Raw genomic sequence first — 13937 nt, forward strand, 5'->3', positions numbered from 1 at the left:
TGTCCCCCTCGCGCATGCGCCCCCCTAAGACGCAAATGTACAGACCTGGAAGTGCAGACCTGCTGGTCGTCGCTAAGCACTGCTTGGCGCTTGACGACGCCCTCCTGCACATCTGCACTTCCAGGTCTGCACTTTTAGGAGCGGCGGGCGAGGGCTTTAGGCCTTCGCCGTGGCCGGAGCTCCTAGGCCTTCTCCGCTGAGGCGGCGGCAGTTTCAGCTGCAGGCTCTGGTTTCGGGTCCACCGTCAGAAGCTCATCGCCGAAGGAGATCTCCTCGCCCGCGGCATAGGCCGGGAGGACCGGACCCGTCTTCTTCGAGTTGGAGACGACGACCGGCGTGGTTACCGGGTAGTCGGCGGCCTTGATTGCCTCGATATCGAACTCGCACAGCAGGTCGCCAGCCTTCACCTCATCGCCTTTGGAGACGTGCGAGGTGAAGTGTTCGCCCTTCAGGTTCACGGTATCGAACCCGATGTGCATGAGGATGTCCACGTTGTTGCCGTCGGCGTCCTTGCCGCGCACGGCATACGCGTGTTTGGAGGGGAAGGTGACGGTGACCTTACCGTCGATCGGGGAGACCAGACGCCCCTCGGAGGGTTCGACGGCCGCGCCGGCGCCTAGCTTGCCCGCCGCGAACATCGGATCCGAGACCGACTCCAAAGCGATAGCAGTACCAGCCAGCGGGGAAGCCACGCGATAGGCGTTCGGGTCCGCGGTGGCAGCAGGCACAGCGCCGCCGGCACCAGTGGCAGCACCGGTCTCATCCGGGTCGATGGAACCGTTCTTGGCAATCAGGTAACGGCCATAAGCAAAGGCCACGCCGAAGGAAAGGAACAAAGAGGTAAAGGCGCAAATGAAGAACTGCGTGTAGTCCTCGGGGCGCATGGACACGAAGCCGATGAAGCCGGCGGCGCCGAGGGCGGTGGCTTTGACGTCGAAAAGCGCAATGAGCGTCGCAGCAATCGCGGACGCGCCCATACCGATGTAGAACGGCCAGCGCAGTCGCAGGTTCACACCGAAGATGGCGGGCTCGGTGATGCCGAAGAGCGCCGACACACCCGAAGCACCAGACAGGCCCTTGAGCTTCTCAGAGCGGGCCAGGAAGTAGACCGCCAGGGCCACACCACCCTGGGCAATGTTGGCCACGGAAGCCACCGCAAAGATGAAGGAGCCGCCCTCGTTCCACAGCATCGTCTCAATCGGCGGGAAGGATTGGTGCAGACCCGTGATGACGATCGGCGAATAGAAGAGACCAAAGATGAAGCCGCCCACCGGGCCGGCGAACGTGTAGAGGTCATTCAGGCCAGCACCCAGCATGTCGCCAGCGGTGCGCAGCACCGGACCCACCGCAATAAAGGTGATAAAGCCCGTCACCAGCAACGTCAGCAGCGGGGTAAGCAGGAAGTCCACCGTGCCCTTGAGGTGCTTGTGCAGGAACTTCTCAATCGTGGCAAGAATCCAGGCGATGACGAGGATGGGCAGGATGGAGCCTTGGTAGCCGGCTTGGGCCACGTCGAGGCCGAAGATGTTCCAGTAGGTCATCTCCCCCGCTTCGATGGTCGCGGCTACCTGGTAACCGTTGACCAAGTCCGGCATCACCATCGCCATAGCCATGCCGGCGCCGAGGAACTCGTTGCCGCCAAAACGCTTGGTGGCGGTAAAGCCCACCAAAACAGGCAAGAACGCAAACGGCGCGGAGGCCAAGAGGTTAATAAGCCCGGCAACATCGGCCATAGCCGGGAACATCTCAATGACTGACTGCTCGCCAAAAAGGCCGTTGACGGTAAGCACGTTATTGAGCGCCATGAGCAGACCGCCACCGACCAGAATCGGGATGAGCGGCACGAAGATATCCGCGAGGACCTTCACCGCGCGGGAGAACCAGTTGCCGGAATCGGCGGCGATGTCCTTGAGCTTGTCCGTGGAGACCGCGATGTCCTTGGTGGTTATCTTGTTGAGCTGGTCGAAGACGATGTTGACATCGCCCGGGCCAACGATGACCTGGAACATACCGCCGGCCTCAAAGATGCCCTTGAGGTCCGGATCGTTTTCCAGCGCAGCCTTGTCGACCTTCTTGCTGTCTTTGAGCACCATGCGCAGGCGGGTGGCGCAGTGCGCGAGCGCCACGATGTTGTCTTCGCCGCCGATGGCTTTCAGGATTCGCTCCGCGACTTGTGAGTGATCCATGCCGCCGTGCCTCCTAGAGTGAGATGAATTATGTAGTGTCACCTTCCATTAGACACGCCACCCCACAGAAAGCCAAGCATTCGGGCACAAATATAGGAAGTTTCACACCCTATCGGGCTTCCCAGCCCTTCCAGCGAGCGCCGCTGGCACCAAAAACCGCCGACGCCCCCGCAATCCGCCCATCGCCCGCAAAGACCTCCACCGCGCAGCCATCCGCGATGAGTTCCAGGGAACCAGCCGGACACGGCACGACGCGCTCATCACCGCCGCAAGCCAAGCAGAGTTCTCCCCCGCCGTAGGTGACGCGGAAGGCTTCGGCCCCGGAGTCGTCGACAAGCGCGTACGTGCCCTCGCCTGCCTGAAGCGTTGCAACCGAGTCGCTTTCCGGCAGCTCCCAGACCGGAGCCTGGCGCAGCCAGCCATCCTCCAACCACACGCGCCGCGGCAGAGTGAGCGTGTGGGCCCACCCTTCTTCCACGGTCGGGGTGTCATCCTGCGCCGGCAACCCCATCCACCCCAGCATGATGGCTTCGCCGTCCTTCTCCACCAGCTGTGGCGCGTAGAACTGGTGGCCATAGTCCAGCTCACTGAAACCACGCTCCACGTGGAAGACCGTGCCATCGAGTCGGCCCACGAGGTAGCCGCACTGGTCGGAGGAGGCGTAGTGGGTGGAGCCGTCGGCAAGCACCGGCTCGAGACCTTGCGGGCAGATGACCAGGACGTCCTTGTCCTCGCCCGTAGCGCGGTCACGCAGCGTCACAAGGTTGGGGCATTCCCACATGTAGCCGCCCGGCACGAGGTCAGGGCTGAGACCAGACTCAGCGCCAGAGGTGTCGAAGGTGATAGCCCCCTGGAAGGACCAGTGCGCCAAGTCCGTGGAGCGGTAGAGCACCACGTGCCCCGTTTCATCCTCCGCTTGCGCGCCGAGCACCATGCGCCAGCCCGCATCATCACGGGTGATCTGGGGATCCCGGTAGTGCCCCGTGAACCCCTCCGCGGCCCCATTGATGAGCGGGTTCGCCGGGTCATGTTCGTAGAAACCACCTGCCGGGCCGGAGGGGTCCACCACGCGCACGCGGTTCTGCGAGGGAATCCGTACGCCATCGCGCTTGAGGTTGCCGGTATAGAACAGCCAGACGTCCTCGCCGTCGACCACTGCGCCGCCCGAGTAGCAGCCGTGGGCGTCATGCTCACGGATGGGAAACAGCGCGTCCGGGTAGTGCCGCCACGGTTGCGCGGCGCTCAGCGATGCTACTGCGTGCCCCCACCCCGTTTGTTTCTTAGCGTGTGGGAAGCACGGGTCGTGCTGGTAGTAGACGTGCAGAGTATCGCCATCAACAAAGATTCCGTTCGGGTCATTCAAGCGGCCGGAGGGCGGGGAGAGATGAAAAAGCGGACGGTAGTTCATGCCCTCGATAGTATGGGCTCTATGGACATTATGGTGTGTGGCGAAGGCCTCGTTGATCTTGTTCCGCGTGGCCGCGGGCAGCTGGCTGACCTCCAACCGGCGCTGGGTGGCGGCCCCTTCAACGTGGCGGTGGCAGCCGGGCGATTGGGCGCTGACGTGGGCTTTCAGTCCCGTCTATCGAAGGATGCATTCGGCTGTGCGCTGGTGGAGCGTCTCACCGAGGAGGGCGTGGACACCTCCCTTGTGCAGCGCGGCGAGGAACCCACCACGCTGGCGGTGTGCAACATCGCCGACGACGGCTCGGCAACCTATTCCTTTTACACGGAGGGTACTGCCGACCGCCTGGTAGAGCCCGCGCTTGCCGACGTCCCCTGGGCCTGCTTCGGCACCGTCTCCCTAGCGCTGGAGCCGGGCGCCTCGCGTTATGCCGCGCTTCTCCAGGACTTGGCTGCGCGCGGGACGAAGGTGGCGCTGGACCCGAACATCCGGCCCTTCTTCGCCACTGCGGAGCACCGCGAGTTCCTGCTGAGTCTGCTTCCCCACGTCACGCTGCTGAAGCTCAGTGAAGAAGAGGTTGATTTCCTTGGGGCTGGGGCACTGGAGCAGGTACCGGTGGTGGTCACCACGCGCGGGGCGGACGGGCTGAGCGTGCGCACGGCGTCGGTGTCGTTGGAGGTCCCGCCGGTGAACGTCGAGGTGGCGGACACCATCGGCGCGGGCGACACGGTTATGGCTGCACTCCTGACTCTTCTGGCGGAACGAGACGGGAATGCAGCCGAGCTCAGCGCCGAAGACTGGCGCGAGATCCTGCAGTTTGCGGCGGCTGCCGCGGCCATCACAGTCTCACGCACCGGCGCCCAGCCGCCCACACGCACCGAAGTAGAGGCACGGCTATGAACTATCCCCTGCGCACAGCCGTCTTAAACGCGGTCCTCCTCGTTCTCGTCGCGATATGTTTCCTCCTGCCGGTATTCTTCGGCACCTCGGCCCTGCTCCCGGTGCCCGTCGCGGCCTGGACATCGATCATCCTTGCCGTGCTAGCGCTTATCGACGCCTCCTACCACGCCTTCTCCCCCGCCCAACGCCCCACCCGTGGCCTCCGCGCGCTCACCGCCCTCGGGGCGGGCACGCTCATCGCAGGCTGGTTGGTCTGGGTTCAGATCTTTAACACCATCGACGTGACCAGCACTACGCCCTACCGCATCGGCACGTTCCTTCTCGCGGTCGGCACGGTGCTCAATGCGTTTTGCCTTGCCATTGCGCTCACATACCGCGGCACGCGCTAGAGGAGCTGGTCTCGTAGAAGAGCGCCGTGCAGGATCAAAAATAGCCCCCACGGTTATCGTGGGGGCTATTCACGTAGAAGAGGGCTAGATATTACTTAGCCTTCTCCACGATCTCGACGAGACGGAAGTGCTTGTCCTTGGACAGCGGGCGAGTCTCGGCGATGAGAACGCGGTCGCCGATGCCGGCGGTCTCGTTCTCGTCGTGCGCCTTAACCTTCTTGTTAGTGCGCATGATCTTGCCGTAGAGGGCGTGCTGCTTGCGGTCCTCGAGCTCGACAACGATGGTCTTATTCATCTTGTCGGAGACAACGATGCCGGTGCGGGTCTTGCGAGCGCCCTTTTCCTTCTTAGTGTTCACGTTTGCCTCACTCATGATTAAGCCTCAGCTCCCGGAGCAACGGACAGGCCCAGCTCGCGCTCGCGCAGAACGGTGTAGATGCGGGCAATGTCGCGCTTAACCGTGCCGATGCGGCGGTTGTTGGTCAGCTGGCCGGTGGCCTTCTGGAAACGAAGGTTGAAGAGCTCTTCCTTCGCGTCCTTCAGGCGGTTCTCCAGCTCAGCATTGTCGAGCTCGCGGAACTCGTGGGCGGGGGTACCGTTAGCCATTAGAACTGGTCCTCCTTCTTGATGATGCGGACCTTGCACGGAAGCTTCTGACCAGCGCGGCGCAGGGCCTCGATGGCGGTAGCCTCGTTCGGGTAGGTCATCTCGAAGAGGATGCGGCCCGGCTTAACGTTGGCAACCCACTTCTCGACGGGACCCTTACCGGAACCCATACGCACGCCGAGCGGCTTCTGGGTCAGCGGACGGTCCGGGAAGATGTTGATCCACACCTTGCCACCACGCTTGACGTGGCGGTTGATGGCAATACGTGCGGCCTCAATCTGGCGGTTGGTGATGTACGCCGGCTCGAGAGCCTGGATGGCGTAGTCACCGAAGTTGATGCGGTTACCGCCCTTGGACACACCCGAGCGGGTCGGGCGGTGCTGACGACGGTACTTGACGCGCTTAGGAATCAGCATGGATTAGCCCTCCTGCTTCTGCTGTGCGCGCTGGCGACGCTGGCCACCACGACGCGGACGACCGTTGCGGTCACCGCGGCCACGGCCCTGCGCCGGAGCGTTCAGTTCGGACTCGCGGACGCCACCGACAACGTCACCCTTGTAGATCCACACCTTGATGCCAATGCGGCCGAAGGTGGTGTGGGCCTCTGCGGTGCCGTAGTCGATCTCGGCGCGAAGGGTGTGCAGCGGAACGCGACCCTCGTGGTAGCGCTCGGTGCGGGACATCTCAGCGCCGCCCAGACGACCAGCCAGGAGGATCTTAATACCCTTAACCTGCGGCTGGCGCATAGCGGACTGGATGGCCTTGCGCATTGCGCGGCGGAAGGCCACGCGGTTAACCAGCTGCTCAGCGATGGACTGTGCAACCAGGTTTGCGTTGGCGTCGACCTGCTTGACCTCGAGGATGTTGAGGGCGACCATCTTGCCGGTGAGCTTCTCCAGCTCGCGGCGGATGCGGTCAGCCTCAGCACCGCGGCGGCCAATCACGATGCCCGGGCGGGCGGTGTGAATGTCCACGCGGACGCGGTCGCGGGTGCGCTCGATGACGACGTCGGCGATGCCGGCGCGGTCGAGGCCCTTCTCCAGGTACTCGCGGATCTTGATGTCTTCGGCTACGTAATTTGCGTAGTCCTTATCGGCGTACCAGTGGGTCTTCCAGTCGGAAGTGATGCCCAAACGTAGGCCGTGAGGATGGATCTTCTGGCCCATTACTTGGCCCCTTCCTTCTGGCTCTCGACAACCACGGTGATGTGGCTGGTGCGCTTACGAATCATGAATGCGCGGCCCTGTGCGCGCGGCTGGAAACGACGCATGGTCGGACCCTCGTTGGCGTATGCCTCGGAGATGACCAGGGTGCGCGGATCCAGACCGAAGTTGTTCTCAGCGTTGGCAGCTGCGGATGCAACAACCTTGGCAACCGGCTCAGCGGCGCCCTGCGGAGCGTACTTCAGGATTGCAAGTGCCTCGGCTACGGACTTACCGCGGACCAGGTCGATGACGCGGCGTGCCTTCATCGGGGTAACGCGGACGTAGCGAGCCGTTGCGGATGCGGAGGTGATGGTGTCACTCATCGCTTATCGACGTCCCTTCTTGTCGTCCTTAACGTGACCCTTAAAGGTCTTGGTGGGTGCGAACTCACCGAGCTTGTGACCAACCATGGAGTCCTCGACGAACACCGGGACATGCTTACGACCGTCGTGGACGGCGAAGGTGTGACCGATGAAGTCGGGCAGGATGGTGGAGCGGCGAGACCAGGTCTTGATGACCTGCTTGGTGCCGGCCTCGTTCTGAGCATCAACCTTGTTGAGGAGGTGCTCATCGACGAACGGGCCCTTCTTAAGGCTGCGTGGCATTGTTTACCTCCTCTTAGCGCTTCTTGTTCGGGCGACGACGGCGCACGATCATGTTGTTCGAGTAACGGTTCGGGTTGCGGGTGCGGCCCTCCTTGTGGCCCCACGGCGACACCGGGTGGCGACCACCCGAGGTCTTACCCTCACCACCACCGTGCGGGTGGTCGACCGGGTTCATAACGACACCGCGGACGGTCGGGCGGACGCCCTTCCAACGCATACGGCCGGCCTTGCCCCAACGGATGTTCATCTGGTCAGCGTTGCCAACCTCACCGACGGTGGCGCGGCAACGGATGTCGACGCGACGAATCTCGGAGGACGGCATACGCAGGATGGCGTACTTGCCTTCCTTACCCAGCAGCTGGATGGAGGCACCAGCGGAGCGAGCCAGCTTAGCGCCAGCGCCCGGCTTGAGCTCCACAGCGTGGATGGTGGTACCGGTCGGGATGTTGCGCAGCGGCAGGTTGTTGCCAACCTTGATATCTGCGTTCGGACCAGCCTCAACGATGGTGCCCTGCTTCAGGCCCTTCGGGGCGATGATGTAGCGCTTCTCGCCGTCTGCGTAGTGCAGGAGGGCGATGTTAGCGGTACGGTTCGGGTCGTACTCGATGTGAGCGACCTTTGCAGGGATGCCGTCCTTGTCGGTACGGCGGAAGTCGATGAGACGGTAACGGCGCTTGTGGCCACCGCCGATGTGGCGGGTGGTGATGCGGCCGTAGTTGTTACGACCACCAGTCTTGCTCAGCGGGCGCAGCAGGGACTTCTCCGGGGTCGAGCGAGTGATTTCCTCGAACTCAGACACGGAGGATGCGCGGCGACCCGGAGTTGTCGGCTTGTACTTACGAATAGCCATAATTCTTCCTTTTCCTTTCGGCTCTTCGGTGGGGCTTAAGCGCCTGCGCCGAAGACGTCGATGGAGTCGCTGCCTTCACGGAGCGTCACGTAGGCGCGCTTGGTGGACTTACGCTGACCGAAGCCGGTGCGGGTGCGCTTACGCTTGCCTGCACGGTTCACGGTGTTCACGGAAGCAACCTTCACGCCGAAGATCTGCTCGACGGCATCTTTAATCTGGGTCTTGTTGGAGTCCGTGGAGACGTAGAACGTGTAGACGTTCTGCTCCATCAGGCCGTAGGACTTCTCGGACACAACCGGTGCGATGATGACGTCGCGCGGGTTAGCGAGCTTAGCCATTACTTCTCCTCCTTAGCTTCCTCGGCGGCGCCGGTAGCGCGCTCGACGAAGGTGTGCAGAGCCTCAACGGAGAACACAACGTCGTCCGAGTAGAGGACGTCGTAGGTGTTCAGCTGGCCGGCATCCAGGATCTGGACGTTCGGCAGGTTGTTGGCGCTGCGGCGAGCATTGATGTCCTCGCGGCCGATGACCAGAAGAACATTCTTGCGGTCGGTGAGGCGCTCGATGAAAGCCTTGGCCTGCTTGGTGGACGGGGTCTGGCCCGGGACGAGCTCCTCGATGACGTGGATGCGCTCGTTGCGTGCACGGTCAGACAGTGCGCCGTAGAGAGCAGCCTTGATCATGCGCTTCGGGGTGCGCTGGGAGTAGTCGCGCGGAACCGGGCCATGCACGGTGCCACCGCCGGTGTAGTGCGGCGCACGGATGGAGCCCTGGCGGGCGCGGCCGGTGCCCTTCTGGCGGAACGGCTTGCGACCACCACCGCGGACCTCGCCGCGAGTCTTGGTCTTGTGGGTACCCTGACGAGCGGCAGCGAGCTGTGCGTTGACAACCTGGTGCATCAGAGCAATGGATGCCTCGGTGTCAAAGAGCTCGGCCGGCAACTCAACGGTGCCGTTGGTCTTACCGTCAGCGGTCTGGACGTCTAGCTTGAGGTTGCTCATGCGTGTGCACCGCCCTTCACTGCGGTCTTAACGGTGACGAGGCCACCGCGCGCACCCGGGATAGCACCCTTGATGAGCAGCAGGTTGGACTCGGCATCAATCTTCTGAATCTTCAGGTTCTGGGTGGTCACGCGGTCCTGGCCCATGCGGCCAGCCATGCGCTTACCCTTGAAGACGCGGCCCGGGAACGAAGCGCCACCAATGCCACCAACGCGGCGGTGAGCAGCCTGGTTACCGTGGGCAGCGCCCTGGCCTGCGAAGCCGTGGCGCTTCATGGCGCCAGCGTAGCCGTGACCCTTGGTGGTGCCGGTGACGTCGACGAAGGTCACGCCCTCGAAGATGTCCACCTTGACCTCCTGGCCGACCTCGTATGCAGAGGTATCGTCCATGCGGATCTCAGCGACGTAACGGCGCGGGGTCACGCCAGCCTTCTTGAAGTGACCGGTTGCAGGCTTGTTGACCTTGCGCGGGTCCTTCTCGCCGAAGGCAATCTGGATGGCGTTGTAGCCATCGGTTTCTACAGTACGGATCTGGGTAACCACGCACGGGCCAGCCTCGACGACGGTCACCGGCACAACGCGGTTCTCCTCGTCGAAGACCTGGGTCATGCCGAGCTTGGTGCCCAGAATTCCCTTGATCTCGTTTTCACTCATTGTTTGTTCTCCACCAAATACGTTGTGTCGATCGCTTACTGGATATTCACGTCGACGCTTGCCGGAAGGTCGATGCGCATAAGGGCGTCAACGGTCTTCGGGGTCGGGTCGAGAATGTCGATGAGGCGCTTGTGAGTGCGCATCTCGAAGTGCTCGCGAGAGTCCTTGTACTTGTGCGGAGAACGAATAACGGCGTATACGTTCTTCTCGGTTGGGAGCGGCACCGGGCCGACAACACGAGCACCCGTACGGGTAACGGTCTCGACGATCTTCTTAGCAGAAGCGTCGATGGCCTCGTGGTCGTAGGCCTTCAGCCGAATGCGGATTTTTTGTCCCGCCACGCTTATCCTCTTCCTCGCTTCCCCACTTTCACATTCCCGGCCTATCCGGGGCGTGAAGCGGTGGGAAATTGCTTCTCGATTTCTCTATAACGTTGTCCGGGCTGGAAGCCATGGCTCAACGCCAGTTGTCTGACTGTCATGACGACCACGAGAGTGACTTAAGGCAAAAGCCCAGAGTGCAGTGCTCGTGACGGGGTACAAGACCCGTAGTCAAAGTAAATAGGAAGAAGACCGGGGCGTAAGATCTTAAAGATCCGCAACCAAAGTCTTATTCATATACTGCCGCTGTTTATTTGCCATGCCCCTTCTCCGGTCCATCTTCTCGGGATTGTCTCTGCTCAAGCGCGGACCTGGCCCGATCGGATGACCTTCGCGTGTAGTCCTAGAAGAACTCCACAACAAAGGTGTCATGTTCGCCTTACCAGCAACAACGCCCTACAAGCATCAGCCTGCGGCTACGTTGCTGTGTTAAAGCAACCCCTGTATTTAAGCACGTAACCTCGCGTTTTCCAAACTCCTGCAGAAACAGTGGGTAACATCACGTTTTGGCCAAGGATTGGCTTTCCGCCGCCCCGCGTTCCGCGTTCGCGGTTAAGCTCGTGACGTAGATACAGACCTTAATCAACTACACAGTGAGAGGGATCCATCATGGCTGAGAACACCACCCCCAAGGACGTCGCCGAGCAGACTGCCCCGGCTAACGACGCCACCCCGGCCCCTGCCCCGGAGCGCAACAAGAACCTGGAGACCGATTTCGGCACCACCCGCATCGATGATGTCGTTGTGTCCAAGATCGCCGGCATCGCTGCCCGCGAGGTTTCCGGCGTCGCCGCCCTCGGCGGCGGTGGCGCCCGCATGATGGGTTCCATCCGCGAATCCTTCGGTGCTTCCGAGGACGTCCGCCAGGGTGTTTCCGTCGAGGTGAACAACGGCACCGCCTCCATTGATATCGCCATCATCGCCGAGTACGGCGTGGCCATCCACGAGCTTGCCGAGGCTATTCGCCGCAACATCATGAATGCGGTCGAGCGCATGACCGGCCTGTCCGTCGATCGCGTCGACGTCGTCGTCCACGACGTCAAGCTGCCGCGCGAAGAAGACGAGTCCGCCGAAACGGCCCCGGCAGTTACCCAGGGCCAGGCATAACGTGACCTCTGCCGAGCTCACCCTCCCCATTGCCACGTCCATAGCGGAGGCGGTGACGGATCTGAGGGGCGTCGCCAAGCTTTCGCCCGGCCGGTTCGGGGAGGTCGCGCTGCTCTTCCCCGGTGAGCGCGTGCACGGCATCCGCCGCCCCAGCCCACAGGATGACACGCACCTGGAGCTGCACATCGTCGTTGATGTCAGCGCTGGCGTTCCCCTCGCCGAGCTTGGCGACGCCACCCGCACCACCGTCCGCGTCACCTGGCCCGCGGTGCGCCGCGTGGACGTTGTCTTCGACGACGCGGTCTAAAAGGAACCGACACACAGAACTAAAGGAAAACCATGAAGAATTACACCTCCCTCGGCGTGATCGCCGGCTTGGTTCTGGCCTTTTTCATCTACCTCGGCGTGTGGTACGTCGCGCTCGCGGTGCTGCTCGCCGCAGTCGGTGGCGTGATTGGCGCGCATTTCGACGGCCGCATCGACCTCACTGCGGTATGGAAGGGCGTGGTCGGCCAGGATAGAGGCCGAGGCTAGTGAGCACCGCCAAACACGGCCGCACCCGCTTTTCTCTGCGCGCGATGGAGAAGGTGATTAGCTCCGCCATCGCGAGTGTGCCGGGAACCGCGGCTGTCGACGCCAAACTAGCCGGCCTGGCCGGCCGCGCCTTTCCGCGCGTGATGGCGCAGATGGATCCGGATACGCAGATGGTCGCTGTCGACGTCGATATCGCCGTCTACTGGCCCTCCCCCGTCACCGACGTTGCAGCGGCCGTTCGCACGGCGATACGAGAGGCCGTGCGTGATTTCACCGGTTTCCGGACCACCCGCGTCAACGTCACCGTGGGTGGCGCCGTGGCAGGCGAACGCACGACTGCCTTGGCGGTCGAGACACGGGCGCCGCTGCCGGCGCAGATCCCGGCGATTGTTCCGGAGCGTGTCCTCAAGCCCATCACCACCGCGCACGGCGCACCCGTGCGCCACATCGCGGCCCCACGCGAGGCTCCGGTACGTGCCGTGGCGGCACCGGAGGGACCGCGGGTGCGGGGTGTTGCCACGCCATCCGAGGTTGCGGTTCGCACGGAAGGTTTCGGTCCTTCAGAGCAACGCTACGACGAGCTGCGGCCAATCGTTACGGCAGCGCCGCGGCCGCTGCGCGTTATTGCTGACCCCGCGCCCGTCAACGTTCGTTCGGTGGCGTCGCCCCAGGAATTCGCGTTGCGCCGCATCACTACTCCCCGCCCGGTCCAGCCGCGGCACGTGGACGTTCCACAGGCACCAGCGCTGCGCGCCCCGCACGCCGAGCCGCTCCAGCTGCGCCCGATTGAGATTCGGCCCTCGGCCGAGTTCACACGCCGGGTAGACGTTCCGCGCCCGACTCCGCTGCGCGCCATCACTATCAACCAAGGAGGTCATTATGAGTGAGAGCTCCCTGCCCGTTGGCTTTGGTCAACGCCCGAAGGCCTCCCCGCCGGCGCGCGGCTGGACCATCATCCTGGGCGTCGTCCTGCTCGTCGCCGCCGTGGTCGTGGGGCGTGAGGCCTGGGTCGTGGGTGCCGATGAGGGCGCTGCGTCGTGGTTGCAGCCGTTCATCGATGTGATGTCCTCCCCGGAGATCCACGGGTGGATGCTGGTGGCCGGCGGTGCGGCCATCCTCATCGGACTGATTTTGTTGTGGGCGGCGTGTGCGCCGCGGAAGACGACGCACGTGCGGATTGGCTCCGAGGATGCGTCGATGTGGTTGCGCGCGGTGGACATTGCGCGGGTGGCGTCGGCAACGGCGCGTCGGGTGCCAGGAACCACGGCAGCGCGCAGTAGGGCGCGGATCTCTAAGGACCAAGCGCGCATTACGGTGACTGCGACGGGCGATGCCGACGACGCGCAGCTTAAAGAGCGCGTGACTGAGGCGGTGACCGCAGCACTCGCGGCTATTACCCCGACTCCGGACATCACCGTGGTGCTTGAGGATGAACAGGAGGAGATCGCTAATGTCTAAGGCGCTCGCCGGCGTGGACCGTACGATCCTTGCCATTGTGGGAGTCCTTCTCATTGCTCTGGGCGCGTGGCCGATTCTCATTCACTTCAACGTGTCCTTTGCCACCTACCTGGCAACGTGGGTTGACCACGACACATGGGCGGGCTTACCGGAGCAGGGCTGGTGGCCCTATGCGCTGGGCTTGGCGACGATTGTCTGCGCCCTAGCCGGTCTGTGGCTTGTGATCAGCAACCTGCGGCACCATCGGTTTAGCTCGGTCTCTTCGGAACAATCGAATGAGGAGGGCGCGATTAAAACTGAGATGTCCGCTATTGCAGGCGCGGTGGCGGATACCCTCGCTGAGGTTGAGGGCGTGGAGAAGGTCTCGCGGCTCGTCGCCTACGACCGCTCGCGGCCGACTCTGCAGTACGAGGTCCTGGCGGATCCCGATACCCCGATCCTGCGAATTAAGGACGCCATCGAGGTCAACGACCGGGACTTCCGTGCCGCGTTCCCTGACGTGGATGTGGATACGCGATACAAGGTCCACTTCACGAAGGTGCGCAACGCGGTCCTCTAGATACCACCTACCCTGCTCACAAAACTACTCGTGAGCAGGGTTTTTCTTCTTCCGGTTGCGGGGTTGCGGGTGCTGGTTTAATCTTCGTGCCCATGGGGGA

21 protein-coding genes are annotated in these 13937 nt (G+C 62.9%); 8 read left to right on the plus strand and 13 right to left on the minus strand.

Annotation, left to right across the window (positions count from 1 at the left end; all coding sequences use genetic code 11):
- Positions 1–182: 182 nt before the first annotated feature.
- Entirely contained in the window at positions 183–2186 is a 2004-nt protein-coding gene (locus HMPREF2993_RS10250; RefSeq protein WP_070702213.1) for a sucrose-specific PTS transporter subunit IIBC, read from the minus strand.
- Positions 2187–2295: 109 nt separating this feature from the next.
- Positions 2296–3594, minus strand: coding sequence for a glycoside hydrolase family 32 protein (locus HMPREF2993_RS10255; protein ID WP_070702215.1), 1299 nt, complete (start codon positions 3592–3594; stop codon positions 2296–2298).
- A 21-nt stretch (positions 3595–3615) separates the two neighbouring features.
- On the opposite strand from HMPREF2993_RS10255, the gene HMPREF2993_RS10260 reads away from it, so the two are divergent.
- The gene (locus tag HMPREF2993_RS10260) at positions 3616–4491 is read left to right on the plus strand and encodes a carbohydrate kinase family protein (RefSeq protein ID WP_046648508.1); all 876 of its coding nucleotides are present in this window, start codon (positions 3616–3618) and stop codon (positions 4489–4491) included.
- Positions 4488–4880, plus strand: coding sequence for a hypothetical protein (locus tag HMPREF2993_RS10265; protein WP_046648475.1), 393 nt, complete (start codon positions 4488–4490; stop codon positions 4878–4880). Before HMPREF2993_RS10260 ends, HMPREF2993_RS10265 begins: the two co-directional genes overlap by 4 nt.
- Before the next feature lie 91 nt (positions 4881–4971).
- Here the strand turns inward: HMPREF2993_RS10265 and rpsQ are convergent, their stop codons facing one another.
- The 11 genes from rpsQ to rpsJ are packed head-to-tail and all read right to left on the minus strand — an operon-like array spanning position 4972 to position 10140.
- Positions 4972–5253, minus strand: a complete 282-nt coding sequence (gene rpsQ, locus HMPREF2993_RS10270; RefSeq protein ID WP_010189641.1) for a 30S ribosomal protein S17 — start codon at positions 5251–5253, stop codon at positions 4972–4974.
- A 2-nt stretch (positions 5254–5255) separates the two neighbouring features.
- Positions 5256–5486, minus strand: a complete 231-nt coding sequence (rpmC, locus tag HMPREF2993_RS10275) for a 50S ribosomal protein L29 (protein ID WP_046648476.1) — start codon at positions 5484–5486, stop codon at positions 5256–5258.
- Positions 5486–5902 (minus strand): 50S ribosomal protein L16, encoded by a 417-nt coding sequence (gene rplP / locus HMPREF2993_RS10280; protein WP_010189643.1) that lies wholly within the window; start codon positions 5900–5902, stop codon positions 5486–5488. The genes rpmC and rplP overlap by 1 nt, the downstream gene beginning before the upstream one ends.
- 3 nt (positions 5903–5905) lie before the next feature.
- Positions 5906–6652, minus strand: a complete 747-nt coding sequence (rpsC, locus tag HMPREF2993_RS10285; RefSeq protein ID WP_049157353.1) for a 30S ribosomal protein S3 — start codon at positions 6650–6652, stop codon at positions 5906–5908.
- Entirely contained in the window at positions 6652–7014 is a 363-nt protein-coding gene (gene rplV / locus HMPREF2993_RS10290; RefSeq protein ID WP_010189645.1) for a 50S ribosomal protein L22, read from the minus strand. Before rplV ends, rpsC begins: the two co-directional genes overlap by 1 nt.
- Before the next feature lie 3 nt (positions 7015–7017).
- Positions 7018–7296, minus strand: coding sequence for a 30S ribosomal protein S19 (gene rpsS / locus HMPREF2993_RS10295; RefSeq protein ID WP_010189646.1), 279 nt, complete (start codon positions 7294–7296; stop codon positions 7018–7020).
- Between the two features lie 13 nt (positions 7297–7309).
- The gene (gene rplB, locus HMPREF2993_RS10300; protein WP_010189648.1) at positions 7310–8146 is read right to left on the minus strand and encodes a 50S ribosomal protein L2; all 837 of its coding nucleotides are present in this window, start codon (positions 8144–8146) and stop codon (positions 7310–7312) included.
- Between the two features lie 35 nt (positions 8147–8181).
- Positions 8182–8484, minus strand: coding sequence for a 50S ribosomal protein L23 (rplW, locus tag HMPREF2993_RS10305; RefSeq protein WP_046648478.1), 303 nt, complete (start codon positions 8482–8484; stop codon positions 8182–8184).
- On the minus strand, positions 8484–9146 hold the full coding sequence (gene rplD / locus HMPREF2993_RS10310; RefSeq protein WP_010189650.1) for a 50S ribosomal protein L4: 663 nt from the start codon (positions 9144–9146) through the stop codon (positions 8484–8486). Before rplD ends, rplW begins: the two co-directional genes overlap by 1 nt.
- Positions 9143–9799 (minus strand): 50S ribosomal protein L3, encoded by a 657-nt coding sequence (gene rplC, locus HMPREF2993_RS10315; RefSeq protein ID WP_046648479.1) that lies wholly within the window; start codon positions 9797–9799, stop codon positions 9143–9145. Before rplC ends, rplD begins: the two co-directional genes overlap by 4 nt.
- Positions 9800–9834: 35 nt before the next feature.
- Positions 9835–10140, minus strand: coding sequence for a 30S ribosomal protein S10 (rpsJ, locus tag HMPREF2993_RS10320; protein ID WP_003848085.1), 306 nt, complete (start codon positions 10138–10140; stop codon positions 9835–9837).
- 648 nt (positions 10141–10788) lie between these two features.
- On the opposite strand from rpsJ, the gene HMPREF2993_RS10325 reads away from it, so the two are divergent.
- The 6 genes from HMPREF2993_RS10325 to HMPREF2993_RS10350 are packed head-to-tail and all read left to right on the plus strand — an operon-like array spanning position 10789 to position 13837.
- Positions 10789–11286 (plus strand): Asp23/Gls24 family envelope stress response protein, encoded by a 498-nt coding sequence (locus HMPREF2993_RS10325; protein WP_046648480.1) that lies wholly within the window; start codon positions 10789–10791, stop codon positions 11284–11286.
- A gap of 1 nt (position 11287) precedes the next feature.
- Positions 11288–11593 carry a hypothetical protein gene (locus HMPREF2993_RS10330; protein WP_046648481.1) on the plus strand — a complete coding sequence of 102 codons (306 nt, stop codon included), beginning with the start codon at positions 11288–11290 and terminating at the stop codon, positions 11591–11593.
- A 32-nt stretch (positions 11594–11625) separates the two neighbouring features.
- Positions 11626–11820: a hypothetical protein gene (locus HMPREF2993_RS10335; protein WP_010189668.1), complete on the plus strand. Its 195-nt coding sequence runs from the start codon at positions 11626–11628 to the stop codon at positions 11818–11820.
- Complete coding sequence (locus HMPREF2993_RS10340) at positions 11820–12707, plus strand: Asp23/Gls24 family envelope stress response protein (RefSeq protein WP_246822430.1); 888 nt, start codon at positions 11820–11822, stop codon at positions 12705–12707. Before HMPREF2993_RS10335 ends, HMPREF2993_RS10340 begins: the two co-directional genes overlap by 1 nt.
- Positions 12700–13278: a DUF6286 domain-containing protein gene (locus HMPREF2993_RS10345; protein ID WP_046648483.1), complete on the plus strand. Its 579-nt coding sequence runs from the start codon at positions 12700–12702 to the stop codon at positions 13276–13278. Before HMPREF2993_RS10340 ends, HMPREF2993_RS10345 begins: the two co-directional genes overlap by 8 nt.
- On the plus strand, positions 13271–13837 hold the full coding sequence (locus tag HMPREF2993_RS10350) for an Asp23/Gls24 family envelope stress response protein (RefSeq protein ID WP_070702217.1): 567 nt from the start codon (positions 13271–13273) through the stop codon (positions 13835–13837). The genes HMPREF2993_RS10345 and HMPREF2993_RS10350 overlap by 8 nt, the downstream gene beginning before the upstream one ends.
- The last annotated feature ends 100 nt before the right edge of the window (positions 13838–13937 follow it).

This window comes from Corynebacterium sp. HMSC068G04 (genome assembly GCF_001814885.1).
Taxonomy (GTDB): domain Bacteria; phylum Actinomycetota; class Actinomycetes; order Mycobacteriales; family Mycobacteriaceae; genus Corynebacterium; species Corynebacterium hiratae.